The following is a 19235-nucleotide window of genomic DNA, read 5'->3' on the forward strand; positions in this document are numbered from 1 at the left end:
TACCCCGACCTCCCACGGGGGGTGTGTACCCGGTCCCTTCGTGCCCCTCGAAGATGTGGAATGTCAGTGGTCCGGAATATTCGCGAAGAAGCCCAGATGAGCGTCGTCCGGCGTCCCGACCAAGAGAGCGCGGTCCAACAGGATGTTGTTGTGCTCGCAGCTCGTCTCGGGGAGCATCGCGCAGGCATGGCAGGCAGCCAGGTTCGCGCCCCCGATGCCGGCCGACCGCGCCTCGATGCACAGCGGGTCCGCCGAACACCAAGCGGCACGTCTCAACGCTGAGCGGAGCGCCTCAGCGAGACGGTCGGGCTCGCCCTGAGCCACCACTCCCCCGAGACTGCCCGCGGAGTCGCTGGTCGCCGTGTAGATGAGGAACCCGGCCATGGTGGCGTCCGTGTACAGGCGCTCGCGCAGCGCCGAGGCAGGGTATCCGGCGTCCAGACTCCACTCGTTGATCAGCACGTGCGCCAATGTGTGCAGCAGCACCATGCGAGGCGTGGCAGGCGAGACGGGCACCTCCGCGGGGTCCGTGGCCCGTTCTCTCAGCATGCGGTCGTGATTGGTGCGCATGCGCTCCACTCGGGCGGCCACCGCAACCGATTCGGCCCAGTCGTCCAACCGGTTCTCGTCGAGGCGTACGAAGACGCCCTCGCCGCGCACCTCCATGGCGGGGAGCCAGTCGGTGGGGGCGAGGGAGAGGGGAGCTTCGTGCCCCTCGGAACTCGACTCCGGATCCGCGACGCGTGTGAATGCCTTGAGCGCCCTCACCTCGCGCAGGCGCTTGACCAGCATCGGTCTGCCGACACCGAACGGATCGAGGACCGCCGGGTCCGAGATCGGTGGCTCACAGATGAACTGCTCCTCGCGCCCCTTGTCCCGCAGAGCGTTGCCGGAACAGAGCCGCTCGTACTCTTGGCGGCGCAGAGCCTGGTAGCGGCTCACCACACCGACGTCCGAGTCACCTTGCTGCCCCGGGTCTTCCTCCTGCTCGGCCGTCAACAGTTCCATGACGGCATCGACCGAGACGGAGTCGTCGCCTTTAAACGCTCCCATGAGGTAGATCGTGATCTTCTCCCGGGATGCGAGCGACCGCAGGGCCTCCCAGTGGTCTGCCAGCTTGTCCGCCAGACCGTCGCTCCACGGAGGGATGGACAGGGCGGATTTCAGCACCGGCTGCCACACCACCGACGAACCACGCTGCAGCGTACGCGGCGCCTGGGTACAGAACTCGGCGGGTGCGTCCTTGAGCCAGGGGCGTCTGCCCTCACAACGAACCCCGAGGTCGGTCAGGGCAGAGCGGCGGAAGGCGCCCTCCATGGACACCTCCGTTACGCCGCACGTACACGAAATGATGACGGCGCGCAGTGAGGCACTCCGACCGGAGAAGCGCATGGTCAACTGCCCGCCACAGCGCCCGGTCGCGCCTTCCTCGCGGTTCTTGCGGTGCAGCCACTTCCAGTACGGGAAGTCGTCGAGATGCCCGTCCTCGCATGCCACGACGAAGCGGGAGGGTACGAGAGGTTCGTCGTCGCACTCCGTGCAGACGTTCTTGCCAGCGGGTGGGTTGAAGTTCCGGACGTGCTGCAGGGACTGGCAGCTCGGGCACGAGTGCCACAGCGGAAAGCGCCGGACGCGTACTCCATCCTTGCTCTTGTCCTCGGAGGCGGGGGGCAGGCGGAAGTGGCTCACCCCCAGGACGCTGGCGAGACGGTGCTCACGGATGATCGGCGCTTCGTCGAGGGACCAGCTTCGGTAGGCGTCGTCGATGCCGGAGACGATGAACGACTCGTTGTCGACGGCGATCAGCGATCCGACGCCGTACGTGGTGATCATCTGGGAGCGTCGGACCGACCCACGACGCGGGAGGGCGAGGCGCGAGGCGGCCGAGGCACCATCGGTACGGCGACGTCGCGCGGGTGGCGGGGTCATCGGGATGCCTCCAGGAAGAGAGCGGACTCGGCGTCGACGTCGCGCAAGCTCCACAGGGTGGACCAGGGGCTGGCGTCGGTTGACTCATCGTCGAACGGCTTGAGCAGAGCAGGAGTGGGATTGCCACGGCGCGGTTCGTACAGCAGACCGCCGTGTCCCTTCGCCATCTCCTGCCACCAATCCACGAATTCGTCGAAGGCGTCGGAGGTGTCTTGCACTTCCTCAGGAGCGATTTGGGAGGCACGGCTGGTCAGCAGCGGTTTGATCTCCGAGCGCAGGCGATCCTCGTATGCCTCGATCCGACCAGCGGCATCGTTCGACCGGGCCTCGGGGATGAGGATGCGGGCCAGCGCCACGATCACCGCGTGCAGACCGCGGTCACGCGATCGGGCGGAGAACGGTGTCACGGACGTCGGCTCCACCTCGCGATAGAGCGCGGAATGGAAATGCAGGAAGTTCTCGTAGTGTGACCGGTCCCGGGGACGGACCGAGTTCAGCATTACGACGACCAGGCCCGGGTGGGCACGGCCGACACGACTGGTGGCCTGGATGTACTCGGCTGTGGTCTGGGGCTGACCCATCACCGCCATCAGGCCTAGGCGGTCCACGTCGACGCCGACGGCGATCATGTTGGTGGCAAGGAGTACGTCCCGGACATCGGGATCCGGGTATCGCTTCTCGATCTCCTTGAGCCGGGCCGGAATCAGGCTCGCGTCGACCCGGCTCGTCAGCTCCGAGTAGCGGTTGGACGGGCGCACGTGGGTGCCGTCACGGTCGGCGAGGAGTCGCAGGTAGTCCTCGACGTCGTCGTTCACCTGGAGTTCGGCAGCCGACAGGAGGCGGAGGCTGTTGAAGTAGCCGACGAGCGTCCAGTACGCGTCCCGGACCTCGTCGCTCGTCTCCGCGACCATGGATTGGTGCAGCAGGGCCGCGTACGTGCGGATGAGAAGCGTCGACTGGCTGGTGCCGGGAGCGAGCAACCCCACGTAGCGTCGATTGGCCTTGTTTTCACGGTCGGTCTCCACGGCGAACCAGGAGTCTCGCGCGTCCATACCGGCCGGCGGAAACTGGCGTACGTCCCTGTCGAAGAGATTCCGTCCCTGGTCGGCGGCCCGACGGATGGTCGCCGTGGAGGCGATGACCTTCGGTTGGTCGGCCAAGGCGTCGACGGCGGTCTCGTACAGGCCGGTAAGAGTGCCCAGAGGGCCTGAGATCAGGTGGAGTTCGTCTTGGACGATCAGCTCGGGCGGCGGCGTGAAGTCGTCCGTGCGGTCCCGGTTGAACAGGGCGGCTGTCCGCTCGCGCCATGGCATGGACGCGAACTTGTCGACTGTGGCGATGACGAGGGTGGGACGGGCTTCGTAGACGGTCTGGTCCACCAGGTGTACCGGCAGACCGGAGGCAAAGTCGCAGCCTGGGCCGGGGCAGCGCACGTCCATGCGGACGTCGTCCTTGTCCACCCAGTAGTTGCGGGCGTCCAACGCCGTGCCGCACCAGGGGCAGGCGTGAAGCTGCACAGGGTTCTCCTTCTGCAGGCTACGTCCTGCTCGGAGTTCGTCCAGCTTCTGGTCGGCCGTCTCCAGGTCGTTCGGCGTGGCCGACTTGCCGACCCACATGCCGATCGAAATGCCCTCCTCGCCCAGGCGGTGGGGGGCGGTTCGGCGCATCAGCTCCATCGCACAGATGAGGATCGTCGCCCGCTCGAACTGCTGGAGGGTGAGCAGCCGCAGCGTGTAGCGCATGAGTACGGTGACCCCACCACCGTCCGCCCCACGCCGCAACCGGCGCAGGAATGTGGTGAAGGCGATCAGGCCGAGATAGGCCTCGGTCTTGCCACCACCGGTGGGGAACCACAACAGGTCCGAGATCTTGCGGTCTGGGTGGTTCGGATCTTCGATGCCGCACAGGCAGAGGAGCATGAACGCGATCTGGAACGGCCGCCAGCGCTGGACTGACAGGTCAGGCGCGCCCTCACGGCCGGCCTTCACCCATGCGCTGCGCGCACGCTGCTCCGCCATCGCCCGATTCGCCAGTCGGAAGGCATCCATGGCTTCTGGTTCGTCCCTCAGGATCTGGATGCCCTCACGCATTCGGCCAAGAGCTTCGCGGCAGGCGTCGAGCCGCGCGTGCGCGGGCTCCTCGTAGTGCGTGCCGGCGAGGGCGGCGGCTTCCGAGGCCTTGGCCTCGATCCACTGCTCGTAGCCACGGGCCAGCCCGTGCAACGCGTCGAGCACCTCGGCAACGGGGCGCTCGGCGAGGCCGAGCATCCCGAGTGCGGAGTTGTCGATCTCCGGGTTGGAGTCGGTCAGCAGCACCTCGTGCGAGGGCAGGAACTCGGAACGAATCTCATCGATCGCCGCACGCTCTATGTCGGTCAGACCGACCGGCGGCGGCGTCCAGTTCCAGTGCGCGGAGCAGCCGTGCCCCACGGCGAATGTGGGGGCGTGGCGATACAACAGTCGGCTCGTGGCCAGCTCCGAGTCCACGGCGGACAGAGCGGCGGGACGCTCGACGAACGCGGACGCCCCGTTGGATGCCCGGACTCGAAGGCTGGGCTGGAACAGAGCGAGCCCGTCCTGGAGTTCCCGCTCGCCCACGACCTGCTTGTTGATCAGTGTGACCGTGACGGTGACAGTGCCGGAGGTAGTGCTGGCCGGTCGTACGAGTACATGCAGTTCCACGCCATCGGCGAGGGCGGGAGCGGGAACGACAGGTCCGGGCCGTGTGACGTCGACCTTCGTATCCGGCAGTTCCAGCTCCCGGCGTCGCCAATGCTCGCGCTGGTCACCCGTCGTTCTGGCCTCCGTGCGCCGGGCCGACACCGACCGGCCCTCGGCGTCCACGGGGTCGTACACGGCGGCTCGTGCGGAGACCACGATCTCGGAGCTCACCTCGGGTGCCACGGCGAAGGTGAGGCCCATGGCGGATGGGCGTCGGTCACCGGAGACCGGCGGCTCGACGGAGGTGCCCGTCTCATCGGGGCTGTCATTGCTGAGCAACGAGGCTTCGTCCAGCCCTTCCTCCCCGGCGGCGTCCTCCTTCTGCTGCCGGCGGGCTTTGCCGTCGGCAGCCCTCGGGAACAACACACCGATCGGGTATCGGGTGATCGGGGCGTCTCGGGTGAGGATTTCGACGGGGTCGTCGCCGGCGTCGACGTCCGGTCCGAGGAGTTCGCGACGCAATCGGGTCACCAGTTCCTCACGGACCCGGTAGTGCTCGGCGTGCCGGATGTTCTCGCGCGTCATCCTCGATCCTCCCCGGCGCGTGCGCCGCGTCGATACTTTCCGATTCCGGTGATGCGAGGGGCGATCCACGCCCCGTGGGAGTCGAGCCCCGCGTTGGCGCCGGCTGCTGTGCTGCCGGCGACCGTCTCCAGCGTGTCCACCCGCAGACCGCCGATCTCGGCGGGCCACGTCACATCCCACGAGCGGGAGATCATCTCCACCGCGTACAGGTCTCGACGGAAGCGCTCGGAGGCCTCGCCGATGATTCGCTCGCGGTGGACCACGTCGTAGGGCGGGCTCTGGTCCGGCCCCACGGGCAGCGGGTGCCGCATACGAAGCGTCACCGCGTCACCCGTACGTGCGTGCTCCAGCAGGTAGGTCTGCGTGTCGATGGCGGACGTGCCTGTGTCCCCGGAGCCGGGCTCCTCGCGGTGGACGTCACCGGCCATGACCTGGATGCCGTAGCGCTCATACTTTTTCCAACCTCCCCGGTACCAACGGTTGGTGGCGCGATGGCGTCGTATGCGGGAGGTGTCCGGCCCCGTCACGTGGTACAGGTCCTCACGGGCCCGGGTCATGGCCACGTAGAGAGCCCGTGCCTCGGCCGGCACGTCGAGATCCTCGTGGGCCCTCTGCAGCTCTGTGACGGACGGAGGCGACAGCAGCAATACGCGGTCGTACTCCAGGCCCTTGGCCCGGTGCACAGTCGAGACGATCAACCGAGCCGTCTCCGCCTCTCCCAGCTCGTCGGGGAAACGCCCCTCGGCCACCAAGCGCCCCACGGCGGGGACATCGACGAGGCCGCGGCCGGTGCGCCGGGTCGCGGCCCGCAACGATCGCCAGCACCGTTGAGCCTCCACCGCCGAAGGCAGAGGGATCTCCGCCAGCAGTTCCAGGAACCGTGATTCGGTGAGAGTCAACGACTCGGCACGGCGTAGCAGTTCGGCGACCCAGTACGGCACGGGCCGGTCCTGCAGCGAACGCTTCAGCGCATGCTCGACCCCGTACTCGTGCAGGAGTTCCGATACGGCGAGCGCCTGGCGGTTGTCCCGGGTCAGTATCGCGCAGGTGCCGGGGAACGCCCGCAACGCCTCCAGCGCGAACCTGTCGGCCAGGTTGCCGAGATTCGGCAGTTCGAGGAGCCGGTCGCGCAATTCGGTGTGGAGTGTCGCGGCCGCGGCCGTCTGGCCGAGCGGGGAGACGGCCAGGTTCTGCAGTCGGGAGCCGAGGTCGAGGGCGGTGCGCGCCTCGGCGCTCCTCGCTCGAAAGTTCTCGGTGAGGCTGAGTTCGACGAGGTCGTCGTAGGACGCTCGCAGCCAGACGAAGAACCGATCCGTCTCACCGGTTCGCTCTGTCGGGTCCTCGATCTGGAAGCCGTAGATGCCCTGGGCGGAGTCGCCGACCACGGTGAAGCCGCACGAACGCTGGAAGCGGTCGAGCAACGTTTCCACGAGGTCCCGACGGTCGCCCACCAAGTCCTGTGCCTCGTCGATCACCACGTGGATGGGGGCGCCCAGCTCCCCGGCCTCCACCGCGCCCTTCTCGATGGCGTCTGTAGCCGCCCGGATGCGCTCGTCGAAGGTGAGAGTCGCCCACTCTGCGTCGGGATAGGCCCCTACGAGGAGTTGGTACGCCCACGAATCGAAGGTCTGGACCCGAACCCTGCGGGCCCTGTCACCGTGCCGGGCGATCCGGTCCCGCAGCTCACGGACGGCGGCGCGGGAGAAACTCAGGACGAGAATCTGACCCGCCTCCAGGGCTTCCTCGGGGTCATCGTGTCCCACGAGGGCATCGAGCCGTCGCACGACGGTGTGCGTCTTTCCTGCACCTGCACCAGCAGTGACCAGCAGGCGAGTGTCCCATGGAAGGTCGACGACGGCCCGCTGCTCGTCGGTGAGCGGGGGGCCGTCACCGTAGGGGTCGGTCACTTGCTGCTCCACAGGTGCTCGAACTGGGTGAAGGCGAGGGTGGTGTCGAAGTTCTTGATGTTGTCGCGGACGTTGAGGATCAGGCAGGTTTCCTTGCCACCGTTGAGGGGGCCGCGGAGCCCGCGCCCGATCATCTGCTGGTACATGTTGGGGCTGTACACCGGGCGAGCGACGACGACGACCCGGGTGGCGGGAGCGTCGAAGCCCTGGGTGAGGACGCCGTAATTGGTGAGAACACGGGTACGGCCGCTCCGGAAGTCGTCGACGCGTCGGCGACGGTCGATGCGCGACGTGGTGGAGTCGACGGAGGAGGCAGTGATCTGCAGGTCGCGGAGCTTCGCCGCCAGGTACTTGGCGTGGTCGACCGATGTGGCGAACACCAGCACCGGCCAGTGCGGGGGCATGCCCGAGATCTCGGCCAGGATGCGGTCATTGCGGTCGTGGTCATCGGCCAGCCGCTGTTCGGCCGCCCTGGACAGCACACTCAACTGCTCGGCATGCTGCTTCTCCTCTCGGTTCAGGGTGATCGTGCCGCCTTGCAGGAGACGGTGCTCGACCTGTGCCAACATGCCGAGCTGCTGCAACTCGGCGTACGCGCCGTGGTCAGGGAAGACGCCTTCGTCCAGTCGCCTTCCAGGGCCACCGAAGCGATTGATCAGACGGCGCGTCTCGTCGTGGTCAGGGCGGAACGGCGTAGCAGTGAGTCCCAGGAGATGGCGTTCTGTGCGAGAGGCCGTCAGGCCGAGGTGCGCCAGGATCTCGGTGTAACGCGGGGATATGGCGGTGTGTGCCTCGTCGACGATGACAAGGGCGGCGTCACGCAGCCAGGCGTAGGAGTCGGCGGCGAGGCAATTCGGCTGCTGGAGCTTGGCATCCGTGGCGACGACGAGCTGAGGCCTGTCGGGGACGGGACCCGCCTCGTTCGTCGACCACAGCCGATTGATCACCAGCGGGGTCTCGGCGCCGACCTTCTCCCAGACGAACTTCCAGCTCTGAACAGCTTGTTCGCACAACTCTTCGGTCTGCGCGATCCACAGAATCGGCCCGTCGAGCCGGCCCACCTGCTTGACCCATCGGATCACCGCCTCTGCGGTGACCCTCGTCTTGCCCGCGCCGGTTGGCAGGGACAGCATGCCGCGCTGCGGGACGATCCGGTCCAGCATGGTGAAGACATTTGCGGCAAGTCGTTCCTGGTAGTCGTGCAGTCGCGGGTAATGGCGGGGCCCGTCCACGTCGATCCGCGGTTCCAGCGGCGGCGCTCGGAAGCCGGCGAAGGCGTCGGGGAAGCGTAGATCCGACACGAATGCCACTGCATTGGAGGCGCCCCTGAACGATGAAGGGGCATGGCTCGGGTAGAGCCTCTGCAGATCACGGCCATGGTCGTGCAAGATGCTGTCCCCGTGCGCGTTGAACGCCATTTGCGCGATGCGATAACCGTCGGGCTCGGGTCCGCCGTTCTCGGCTCGTTCCCCTTCCAACAGGCCCGCCGGAAGACGGTCCCGCAGGGTCTCGGCGCCCAGCAGCAGAAGGAGCTTGGCCACCACGTCGTCGGCCTCGCGTACGGCCTTGAGCACGTTCTTGACCTTCTGATCCTCCTCCTGACGCTGCTGCGCCTCCAGGACCTGCCTGCATCCGGCCTCTCCCATGCGCCAACGCAGTTCACGGTCCACGGCGATCAGGGCTTCGAGCGAGTCGGCAGGTTCGAGGACGAGGATGGTGGATCCCTGCAGGCTGCTGTTCAGCGGCGCGGGGCGCATACCGTTCGGCGTCCGTGTCACCTCTTCCAGGACCTTGCACCGCTGCAGCGTGTACTGGTCCACCTGTGAACCGCGCAGTTGCCGCAGAGCGGGGTACGCCTCCTTGAGCGGGACCGCCTCGCCGGCGGGCTCGTGCCTGGTCTCGCGACTGATCACGTCGGCGTACGGCAGCATGCCCCACTGCTTGACGAGAAGCGCGGCATCGTCGGCCGTGGCGGTCAGCAGGGCGGGCAGCCCTTCCGAGCGCAGAGCCCGATACTCCTGCTGCGAGGTGGCAACAGCGATCTCGCCGTCGGGGCGTGTGCCCCAATCGTCGCCGACGCGGCACCGGGTGAGCGAGTCGTCGGGGAACGGCACCTCCAGGCGGGTCAACAGCACGTACGTGTTGCCTACGAACACGTCGTCCTCGCTGTGCTGGAGCTTCTCCAGGAGCTGGTCCCAAAAGGAACCGGGTACATCGTCGACACTCGTGGCCAGACGCAGCTTCCGGGCCTTCTCAGCACTGATCTGCGCGACCGGCAGAACATCACTGTAAGAAGCGAGTTGTGGCCCGACTGCCTCGGCGAGGGGGCGGATTCCCTGGGACGTCGCGACGAGTCCATGCCGCTTGAGCATCCAGCGCATGGGCGAGGCAACGGCCCGGCGGGTACCGACCTGCGCACCCACCTGCAGCGTCCAGTTGTCGACGAGGGCGTCCTCGGGGAGCACGTTCAGGAAGTTGGCCCGGGCCTCATTTGAGAGTTCGGGCAGCAGATGCAACGATCCGCCGACTGCGGCACCCTCCAACTTGATACGGGCGAGCGTCGGGCGGGCAGCCTGGTTGGGCAGAGTCGAGCAGTAGGCCTTGTGCATGGCCTCGCGGTACTGCTCGAACCACGGCTCCTCCTCGGGGCGATGTCCCCCCGTGGGTCGGTCACGCAACCCCACTTCGCGGAAGAACGTCATGTCGTCGGAGTGGAACCGGGTCTCGACGGCGACGGTGGGGTCCGACTCCGCCGTCACGACCGGGCCTGGCAGTAGACAGTCCCGCATGCGTCGGAAGGTTCCGCCCGCTGTGCGCACGTACAGCGTCGAATGCGGGTCGGGCACGCGCCGGAACACCTCGTGTGACAGGTTGCTGCTGCCGGCCTGGTGGAACAGCTCCCAGAATCGGGTCCACTCCTGCGGTCCGTACGCGGTGAAGCCCTGCTCCAGGACGCTGACGAAGCGGCCTCGGACGTCGGCGTCCCGGATGCCGAGCACGGCGAGGGCGCCGGCGAGCGACGGGTCGTCGGACAGAGCGGTGTCGACGTACACGAGGGACTCGCGTAGTCCGTCCTGGTCGGTGCGGCGAAACACCTTGCCGACCACCGGGGCCACCATGCCGTGCTCCTCGGTGAGCACGATCCGGGCGGTCCGGGCGTCGTTCACGTACGGCGAGGACGACTGGACCATGTCGGCGACGATACGGACGGCTGTGGCGGACGCCTCTGCGGTACCGTCGGCAACCAGGGCCTCCAACCACTCGCGTACGGAGGCTCGTTCACGCTTGGCGGCTTTGAGGATGTGTTCCACCTTGCCGGCCCGGATGTCCGTCGCCTCCACGGACGGGTGCAGCCAGTTCGTGGGCCGGCCGGGGTACGAATTCCACATGGTCAGCCAGCGGACCAGTGACTTGCTGTCCTTGCCGAGCGGTGGGTGGATGTTCACGTCTCGCGGTACGCGCAGTCGTCCGTCCTGATCAGGTAGGGACGGGCGGTGGGCTGTTGCCTCCCAGATGTTCTCGGTGAGGTATCGGTCGGCCCAGCTGACCGTCTCGGACTCACGGGGGCGCCCCGGAAGTAGGGGCAGGTATGCGGCCGGGTCTTCGGCCGGCGCCAGTCCGGGCAGTGATTCGACCACCAGCCGGGCGGCGACCCGGATCATCTCCTGATTGAACGGAGAGGAGTCCAACAGGTTCTGCCGGTCCTCGTTGGTCTTCCACGCTCCGTTCAGGATGCCGCTCAGCGTCATCTCGTACTTGGTCGGGAAGAACGACCAGAACCTCCCCCGTCCCCTGGGAGTGGACATGAGCCCGGTAGTGGCGTCCTTCTCGTACTCGCGCACAGCCCACGAGATGTCGAGGGAGACCCGGTCGTGCAGTTCGCCCGCGCTGTCCCGGGCGGCGGCGGTCGGCTCGTGGTGAAGAGTGAACACCCGCCATCGGCTGGCTGACGGATGCCGGCCAGGGCGCTCCTCACGCACGGTGTGCAGCTCTTGGTCCCGTTCGACCGTGAGGGTCCGCCGCACGACGGGGCGCGGGCGACGGTCCTCCAGGACCACCTTGGCCACGTGCGGTGAGAAGAGTTGGAACCCGACGGGGAACTCCTCACGGCTGCCGATCGACTGCCCACCGTGCATGTCCTGGCCGAGTCGGTCGGCGGCATCGTCGAGCAACGGTAGGCGGACAACCGTGGTGGCCCACTTCAGAAGCTCGTCCAGCACGGGATCGGCGGCGCGCTCGTTTGCTTCGTCCAGCGGACGAGCCATGCGCAGCACCGGAGTTTCGAACTTCACGCCGAGGCGGGCCACGACCTCGGGGACGGAAAGAATCTGCGCCTGAGCCCAGTCGCGATCGAACCCGAAGGAACCGGTGCGGCTGAAGAACTGTGGTGCGTCCGTCACGACGAGCACGGACTTCACACCGACCCCGAAACGCCCGATCTGACCACCACGCTTCCTGGACATACTCATCCGAAGGATCGTCTCCGCCCCTTCCGGGGTGACGGGCGTCCCCTCGTTCGCGCAGTAGAGATGGGTGTCCGTGAGAACGACGTGAGTGGAACCACCGGGCTCGGCGGCGATTTCGTCCGCAGCGTTCTGGACGAGTTCGAAAAGTTGTCGGTCGCCGTATCCGCCCTGGGTGATCCGTCTCTCTCCGTTCGCGTGCTCCGGAATGAGTCCCGGATCGACTGCGTACGTCCTCAGCACACGGGAGGACTGATTGACCACGGTATTGAGCACGGGGGTCAGTTCGGGAGACACAGGACTCCGATCCTGTAAAAAACCGCGTGCCTGACGGGGCGTCGGGCACGCGGCGTGTGCGGGTAATGGCACGGACGCTGTTGTGGTGACGGTGGTTCCCGAGATGGCCTATGGCTATGGAAAAGCCGAATGTGATTTCGTTCGAGCCATGACAAAGGGCCGTAGGGTAAATTGCGTACGGAATAGGCAGAAATGGAATCGTGCACGTGAGAGTGAATCCATGTGCCGTTGTACGGCCGCCACTGAAAACCGGGCTAGAGGCTAGAGCGGCACGCTTCAACCATTGATTCGGAGAATGCTTCTTCCGAGACGGGTGGGGCCGCTGGATAGGACCGTACCCGGCAACGTCGACGGCGCGCAAGGGGTTGGCCAGGCCGTTCGCTGTAGGTGCAATTGGGGTGATCGCGGGACAAGTGGACGAACCATGCCGTCCGCCTCATGCTCTGGCGGTCGGAAGGCATGTCAAAGGTTGTTTGACAGTGGGCACTCTGTCAAAGGCGCGGGTATGGTGGCTTCCTTGTCCGACGCGAAGGCGCAGGATCCGAGAGCAGGTGACCGTGGAAGCAGGCGAGGACTTCGGTCCGTGGCTGGCCCGGCAGTTGAAGCTTGCCGATATGACCCAGACCGAGCTTGCTCGGGCCGTGGAGGTGACGCGTGCGGCGGTCTCGGCGTGGATCACCGGACGCGCCGAGCCCAGGCCCGAGACGATCGAGCGTATTGCCGCGGCCTTGAATACAGATCTGGCCACGGTGCACACCCGCACCACCGACACCCAGGCCGGCCTCCCCGTCGGTTGGTATCACCGTCCCGGCTATGCGGACGGCGGCCGTGAGTTGGGCAATGCCGCCGCGTTCGCCTTCGACGCCGACGTCTCGGTGCTGGCTCGAGAGACGTGCCAGAACAGCCTCGACGAGCGGCTTACCGGCAACGGGCGGCCCGTGCGCGTGCGTTACACCCTGCATGAGCTCACCGGCGAGGCCCTCGCGAGATTCCGAGAGGCCATCCAGTGGGACGGCCTCTTCCCGCACTATGAGGTGGCTGCTGCGCAGGAACAGAAGGTCGGCCGGGTCATCGACGCGGGACTGCGCGACATGTACGAGCACGACCGTCTCGTGTTGTTGCGGGTGGACGACTACAACGCCGCAGGCCTCACGGGTGACGACTACGAGGACGGCCGCTTCGCGGCTGTGGTGAGACGTCAGCTCGACAGCCACAAGTCCGGAAGCTCGGCGGGAGGTTCGTACGGGTTGGGCAAGGCGACCCTTTGGGCGACCAGTCGCCTCGGCCTCGTCCTCATGAACTCCACGCTGTCGCAGCCGCACGAGGGCAGGACCGAACGTCGTCTCATCGGGCGGCTCGACCTGCCATGGCGTCGGGTGCACGGCAAGCCTTGGGCCGGGCCGGCGTGGCTGGGCCGGCCGGATCCAGACTCACCTGGTGCCAATGTGGCGCGTTCGTGGTGGGCGGACGAAGAGACCGTCGAGTCCCTTCATTTGAAGCGTGAGAGCGGTGAATCCGGGACATCGTTCTTGATCGTGGGGGCCCACGACGTGGCGAGCCTAGCGGGCGACGGTCTCGCACCCGACGGTGACGAGGGAGAGGACGACGACAGCGTTCAGCGGATGCATCGCAGGCTCGTGCGGGCTCTGAGCAAGAACTTCTGGGCAGCGATGACTGGCGGGGGCGACCAACTACCGTTGTTGGAGGCGTCCGTGCGTACCCTGCGCAACGGCGAGGTGGTGCTCGCCGAGGAGCGGGTTGACCCCACGGCCACCCAGCCGTCCCGTACGCGCGCTCTGAAGGCCTTCCTCGAAGGTACGACCGTGGAGCAGCTCACGGAAGCCGGCCAGGTGGCCGCTGTCACCGTGCCGCTCAACCTGCCCGCTCGGGGGAGCGGACGTGCTTCGCTGGGCGAGCACCGTGCGGTGCTCCTGGTGACGGATGCCGAGGATGCCGACGACTGTAAGCCTAATCGTGTTGCGGCGATGCGGGGCAACCGTATGACGGTGCGGGACGTCGCCGTTCCGGGGCTGCCGTTGTCCGTCAACCCCTTCCAGGCAGTGCTGCTGGCAGGTGATGCGGCGGGCCCACAGGCCCCGTTCGCCGCGGAGGCCGAGGAGTTCCTGCGCTCCGCCGAGCCCCCCGAGCACAACAAGTGGGGTCAGACGGAGGAGTTGACACTCACGTACTCGCCGTCGGCGTATCGGCGGATCGCCTCTTTCACTCGTGAGACCAACGCGGCGATCAAAGAGATGGTAGCCCGCCCGAAGAAGCGGTCCAAGGCTGGGGGCGGGCGCCTGGCCCCGAAACTGACCGTCGGGGCAGGCAGGAAGCCACGTCGGCTCTCGGCGGCGACTTTGCCGGTGCTGGAGGAGTTGGACGCCCGAGTGCTCTCAGACGGCGCCTGGCAGGTGACAGGTGAGATCAGGATTCCTGTCGGTGGCCACAGTTGGCGACTTGTTCCGGTGGCGAAGTTCGACGTGCGCTCCGGACCACGTCCCACCATCGCGTGGGCCGAACTCGTCGGAGTGGACAACTGTCGAGTGGTGGACGGAACGCTGCGCTTCGAGGAGGCGCGCACTGCGGCCTTCCGGGGCGTGACCGATCCCACGACGCACGCTGTCAGGACGAGCCTCAGCGGTCTCGTAGTCGAACTGCGCATGGCTGACGGGGAGTCGCTGTCATGAAGGTGTTCCCGTATCCGCGCTTGCGCGGAACCGTCTCCCTGCGGGTGGACGCGGCGAGGGTAAAGGCGCCCGAGCAGCCCCGTGAGCAGCTCGATTCCCGTGCGCGCTCGGTGGTCGAGCGTGCTGTCGCGCTCGGCCTGGCGGAGACGGAAGACTGGGAGGTCGCCACACTGGCCGTGTCGGCGACGATTCCGTCCAAGGCCACCGAGCCAGGCGGCCCGTGGTCGGACGTCACGGTGGTCGCGCTCCTGACGGAACGAATGACCAACACCCGTGTCACAGCGAAGCTCGTTCCCGAGGCGGAGGGCGGCCGTGAATGGCGGGGTGAATTGGAGGTGTTGCGTGCCGACCTCTTCGACCGTGCCACATTGACGGTTCAGGTGGTCGCGACAGTCGACGGCCTACCCGGGCGTACCATTGCGGAAGCCACCGACGACTGGATCGTCGACGTGAGGAGCGATACGCCGACACGGGAGCAGAGCTTCGACATCAAGGAAGTCGGGTTCGCCAAGGGCCCGCGCTGGCTGCAGAACTTCGCCGACGCTCCTTGGGTCGTCAACGCGTCCGGGACGTTGCCCACAGTGCACATCAACACCGACTTCGAAGGCATGACGGATGTCCTCGGTGCCGAGGGCCGCGGCCCGGACGGGCTGGTCAACGAACTGATGGTGTCTCAGATGGCCGCTGATGTGTGGATCGCCGTGTTCCACTCTGCCATCGGGGACCTTGAGATCGAGGACGACGGCACTCCTCTGTTCCCGCACGGGTGGCAGGGGGAGGTGCTCAGAGAGATGCTTCCGGACGTCGTGCCCGACCGGACTCTCGAGGATGCCTTGCGCGAGGTGCACCGCCGTCGTGTCGGCGCGACGGGGTGGACCGAGTTGCAACCGCGCATCCAGTACGCGGCGATGCGTAGGGCCGAGGTACCCCGGGCGCTCGTCGAGACCGTACGAGGTCTGGACAAGCTCAAGCGTGAGGACGAGGCATGACGGAGAGCCCCGAGCACCTGCCCGAGTACCTGGCTCGGCTGTCCGACGAGGAGGCCGCGCGGTTCATCACGGACGGCCTGCTGTCCGGGAAGGACAACGTCCCGGTGATCGCTCTCAACCAGGCCGCCGCTGTGTTGCCCGAGAGCCCTCGCAGGCGAATTCGCGCGATACGGGACCTGATCGACGACGCGATGTACACGTACCGGGACAGCAAGCCGACGAAGGTCGATGCGTGGCTCGCCCCACGTCTGCACGCTGTGCTGCGCCTGACGCGGGCGGAGGCGGCTGACCCCGCGTTGTGGAACTACTTGGCCCTCGGTGTTGCTCCCGACTTCGTGGTCTGGCGGCACCTCTCCGAGTCGAAAAAGGCGGTCAATGCTCGTTACTTCAAGGGCCCCTATCACAAGCAGGCGTTCGCCCGTCTCTGGTGGTCGGCTGAACTGTTTCGCAACGGGCCCGACTACGAACCTGTCGTCATCGCCTGCGGTAATCAGGACATGCTGAACACGGTGCTGAGGTTGGACGTCATCGATCACCGCCCGACAGCTCAGGCATTGGTCCGGTTGTTGCAACGAGAAATCGTGCGGACGGGGCGCGACGCGAACGCCCTCGGTAAGGCCGTCAACGCAGCGGCGGCGACACTGATGTACGAAGTGATCGCGCCGGATGTCGGGCGGGATGCCGGCGCTGTGCAGAGATGGATCGATGAGGGCGAGGAGGGCCTGGCCGTGCACCACCGCCCTCTTCCTGTCGGTGCTGCCGAGGAGCGTGCCCCTGAGGACTCCGTGAAGCGACTGACGGACCACTTCGCGGAGCTGTTCGCGGACGCGCCCGTGCGAGGTAAGGAAGAGAGTGACGAGGACTCGGAGGAGGACTGATCCGAGCCCTTGTCCTACAGGTGCGGAGGCCGCCAGGACTTCAGCGCCTCGATGGCACGCTCCTTGCGGCACACGTCCAGTTCGAGGGCCGCGCACAGGACGTGAACGGCCAGGACCGGCGGGATCGCATTGCCAATCTGCTGAGCGACGTCGGTCCCACGCCAGGGGTACTCGACCGGAAAGGTCTGCAAAAGCCCAGCCTCGCGGAACGTGAAACGCTCCTGTTCCGGGCCGAGTTCCGGCTCTCCCTCCGCGCCGAAGCCCTTGAGGTCGTGCACAGTGTTGCGGCGCACCTTGCCGGTGACGGTGGCAGCCGGCGCGTCGGACGCGCGGAGTCCCCGCTTCCTGGGGTCGCCCCCCGATCCGTAGTTGGAGCGAACGACGAAGTCCGTGGAGCGCGAGTCCTTGAGCGCGTCTCCCATCGAAACCCATGGCTTCACTGCTGGGGATGTCGGAGCGTCGAAGAGTTCGCTCTGCTCGACAGCGGCACTCAGAGCTGTGCGTTCAGGTGCCGCAGAGAGACGCTTGACGCCCTTGCGATATCGCTGATGTGTCACCGGCGGGAACTCGACATCTCTGCCCTTGCCGTTCCCCCGGTAACGGGCGATCAGCACTGCGCGTCGCCGTGTCTGCGGCACCCCGTACTCCTCGGTGTGCAGGATCTCGCAGTCCGCGTCGTATCCCAGTTCGCGAAGGATCTCTCGGTACTTCTTCCAGACGGGGAGGACCGTGGGGACCTGCTCCAGCACCACGACATCGTATGGATCCGACTTGATTTTCTTTTCGACGATCCATCGAAGGGGTTGTAGCACGAGCCCGGTGCGCTCGTCGGCCCATTCCAGTTCGACGGCCCGCCGCTCCACCTCGGCCCAGGCCTGCTCCAGGTCCCTGACGGTCGCGCTGTCACCGACGAGTTGAGCAAGGTCCGTCACCTCGTCGAGGGCTTTGTGTCCTTCCCGGCTGCCCGCCACGGAGTAGGTCTGACAGGGCGGGCCCCCGGTCAGGACTCGGGCCGAGCGAACCTCGGGGTGGAGCGGGTTCAACTTCGCCACGTCGCCGATGTCGGTGGTGCGAAGACCGGCGGCCTGCCGGGTCGCGCGGGTCGATTTCTCCCACTCAACGCCGATTGTGGGTACTCCGAGCATCTCGGCTGCGATGTCCAGGCCACCCGGCCCCGCGAAGAGATCAACGATCACGGGTGGATCCTGGGGCGCGTTCACGGAGGCGTCCGCGTCCGGATGAGGTGCTCGGGTCATGGGGTGCAAGTGTAGCCGGCCAGGCGTCCCGCGTCGGCAGGTATCGGTTCTGACCAGGGGAGTCTTGGCTCAGGAACGGAGTGCCTGCACGATGGCCAGGCCCAGTGCCTCGCCCACCGGCGGTGGGGACGCGTGGCCGATCTGCCGGTAGCGGGCCGTCTTCTTGCCGGTGATCTCCCAATCCTGCGGGAAGCTCTGCAGCAGGGCGGTCTGGTCCACCGTGAGCCGAACCATGCCTTCCTTGCCGAGTTCCGGCGCCCAGGCGAAATTCGGGCCGGGGATCTCATCACCCAGCGAGTGGGCGTTCACCCCCATCTTCTCCCACTTCCGCTTTGTCCCTGCCGGCCCCAGGTCGGCCCCGCCGCGGTTCTTCGACCCGCCGACCAGCGTGGGAGCCACGGTGGCCGCGCGGGTCGCCCATCGGTCGGCGTCCTTCCAGCCACGCGACCGCATGGAGGACGCCAGTGCTTCGCCGACCGACACGTGACCCGTCACCGTCGGGGACGGCGACCGAAAAGCAGGGAACCACCGTTTCCTGAGTGCAACCAACACCCCCTGCTTTCGGTCCTGAGGAACACCGAAGTCAGCGGCGTTGAGAACGAACCAGCTGAATTCGTAACCCAGGTGCTCCAGTTCGAGGCGGGTGAACTCGCGGAAGTCGCGAAACCTGTCCGAGGCCGCCAAGGCGGGCACGTTCTCGATGATCATGGCTTGCGGCCTCACCGCGTGAGCGAGGTAGACGGTGGCCTCGAGCAGCCGTTCCTCCTCGCCCGACTCGGTCCGGGCGGCCGTGGCGTTGGACTTCACCCGCGGCAGTCCGGCGGACAGCAGGTCCACGTCGTAGCTTTCCGGGTGCTCGCTCGGGTCGAAGTCGAACAGATTGTCCTGCAGCACGTTCCAATGCGGTCGATTGGCCCGCAGAGTCCGGCAGGCGTCGGCGTCCTCGTCCAGAAGCAGCTTCGGCTCGAAGCCGGCCCGCTCCAGTCCCAGGGCCAGTCCACCGGCTCCGGAGCACACGTCCACAAAGGTCAGCCCGCTTGTCAATCCGTCCCCCGTTCCCGTTGGGCTCTCCGTCGCTTGACCGCCGTCGCTACACGCAGCGCCACATCCTCAGGTGCTTCGTGTTCCCAGAAACGCAGTACCTCCCACCCGGCGGCCATCAGGTGTTCGGTGGTCTCCATGTCCCGCGCCATGTTGCGGTCGAGCTTCTGCCGCCACCACTCCGCGTTCGACTTCGGCTGCGTGGCGTGCTGCGGACAACCGTGCCAGAAGCACCCGTCGATCAGGACGGCCACCTTGGCGGAGGTGAAGGCCACGTCGATGCGGCGTCGGGCCATGCCGGGCACGGGGTACTCGACCCGGTAGCGCAGCCCGGCGGCGTGGAGCAGGCGACGGACGGCCAGCTCGGCAGCAGTGTCCTTGCTGACCTGCCTGCTCATACGCGCCGACACGGCAGGCGACAGCGGCTTCATCGTGCCCAAAGCGGTTGTGCCTCACGATCGTGGCTCGGTCCGTTCGATCGACTACCGACTCTGCCGGCTCATTGGGACGAGCTGTAGGCAGTCGCGGTCTCGATTCCATGAT

10 protein-coding genes are annotated in these 19235 nt (G+C 66.9%); 3 read left to right on the top strand and 7 right to left on the bottom strand.

The window, feature by feature from the left end; genetic code table 11:
* Nucleotides 1-63: 63 nt before the first annotated feature.
* From drmB to ACZ4VA_RS00810, 4 genes are read right to left on the bottom strand one after another with little or no spacing between them, the layout of a single operon-like run.
* Nucleotides 64-1929: a DrmB family protein gene (gene drmB, locus ACZ4VA_RS00795; protein WP_468079120.1), complete on the bottom strand. Its 1866-nt coding sequence runs from the start codon at nt 1927-1929 to the stop codon at nt 64-66.
* The gene (locus ACZ4VA_RS00800) at nt 1926-5174 is read right to left on the bottom strand and encodes a helicase-related protein (RefSeq protein WP_468079122.1); all 3249 of its coding nucleotides are present in this window, start codon (nt 5172-5174) and stop codon (nt 1926-1928) included. The genes drmB and ACZ4VA_RS00800 overlap by 4 nt, the downstream gene beginning before the upstream one ends.
* Nucleotides 5171-7081, bottom strand: a complete 1911-nt coding sequence (locus ACZ4VA_RS00805) for a UvrD-helicase domain-containing protein (protein ID WP_468079124.1) — start codon at nt 7079-7081, stop codon at nt 5171-5173. Before ACZ4VA_RS00805 ends, ACZ4VA_RS00800 begins: the two co-directional genes overlap by 4 nt.
* Complete coding sequence (locus ACZ4VA_RS00810; protein ID WP_468079126.1) at nt 7078-11841, bottom strand: DEAD/DEAH box helicase; 4764 nt, start codon at nt 11839-11841, stop codon at nt 7078-7080. The genes ACZ4VA_RS00805 and ACZ4VA_RS00810 overlap by 4 nt, the downstream gene beginning before the upstream one ends.
* A gap of 557 nt (nt 11842-12398) precedes the next feature.
* On the opposite strand from ACZ4VA_RS00810, the gene ACZ4VA_RS00815 reads away from it, so the two are divergent.
* Genes ACZ4VA_RS00815 through ACZ4VA_RS00825 form a run of 3 tightly spaced genes read left to right on the top strand, consistent with a single transcriptional unit; the run spans nt 12399 to nt 16395 of the window.
* Nucleotides 12399-14528 carry a helix-turn-helix domain-containing protein gene (locus tag ACZ4VA_RS00815; protein WP_468079613.1) on the top strand — a complete coding sequence of 710 codons (2130 nt, stop codon included), beginning with the start codon at nt 12399-12401 and terminating at the stop codon, nt 14526-14528.
* Nucleotides 14525-15517, top strand: coding sequence for a hypothetical protein (locus ACZ4VA_RS00820; protein WP_468079128.1), 993 nt, complete (start codon nt 14525-14527; stop codon nt 15515-15517). Before ACZ4VA_RS00815 ends, ACZ4VA_RS00820 begins: the two co-directional genes overlap by 4 nt.
* Nucleotides 15514-16395 (top strand): DUF6339 family protein, encoded by an 882-nt coding sequence (locus ACZ4VA_RS00825; RefSeq protein WP_468079130.1) that lies wholly within the window; start codon nt 15514-15516, stop codon nt 16393-16395. Before ACZ4VA_RS00820 ends, ACZ4VA_RS00825 begins: the two co-directional genes overlap by 4 nt.
* Nucleotides 16396-16409: 14 nt before the next feature.
* Here ACZ4VA_RS00825 and ACZ4VA_RS00830 read toward each other — a convergent pair whose 3' ends face one another.
* The 3 genes from ACZ4VA_RS00830 to ACZ4VA_RS00840 all read right to left on the bottom strand — a co-directional run bounded on the left by ACZ4VA_RS00830 (nt 16410) and on the right by ACZ4VA_RS00840 (nt 19090).
* On the bottom strand, nt 16410-17591 hold the full coding sequence (locus tag ACZ4VA_RS00830) for a DNA cytosine methyltransferase (RefSeq protein ID WP_468079133.1): 1182 nt from the start codon (nt 17589-17591) through the stop codon (nt 16410-16412).
* Nucleotides 17592-17720: 129 nt separating this feature from the next.
* Nucleotides 17721-18674 (bottom strand): DNA cytosine methyltransferase, encoded by a 954-nt coding sequence (locus tag ACZ4VA_RS00835; RefSeq protein WP_468079615.1) that lies wholly within the window; start codon nt 18672-18674, stop codon nt 17721-17723.
* Nucleotides 18675-18691: 17 nt separating this feature from the next.
* A complete protein-coding gene (locus ACZ4VA_RS00840) occupies nt 18692-19090 on the bottom strand; it encodes a very short patch repair endonuclease (RefSeq protein ID WP_468079135.1) in 399 nt (132 codons plus the stop codon).
* Between the last annotated feature and the right edge of the window lie 145 nt (nt 19091-19235).

This window comes from Streptomyces sp. NPDC028308 (genome assembly GCF_055565855.1).

What these genes read in the sequence shown, in the direction of transcription:
- ACZ4VA_RS00800 (WP_468079122.1), bottom strand. Translation starts at nt 5,174, where the DNA reads ATGACGCGCGAGAACATCCGGCACGCCGAGCACTACCGGGTCCGTGAG.
- ACZ4VA_RS00825 (WP_468079130.1), top strand. Translation starts at nt 15,514, where the DNA reads ATGACGGAGAGCCCCGAGCACCTGCCCGAGTACCTGGCTCGGCTGTCC.
- drmB (WP_468079120.1), bottom strand. Translation starts at nt 1,929, where the DNA reads ATGACCCCGCCACCCGCGCGACGTCGCCGTACCGATGGTGCCTCGGCC.
- ACZ4VA_RS00820 (WP_468079128.1), top strand. Translation starts at nt 14,525, where the DNA reads ATGAAGGTGTTCCCGTATCCGCGCTTGCGCGGAACCGTCTCCCTGCGG.
- ACZ4VA_RS00840 (WP_468079135.1), bottom strand. Translation starts at nt 19,090, where the DNA reads ATGAGCAGGCAGGTCAGCAAGGACACTGCTGCCGAGCTGGCCGTCCGT.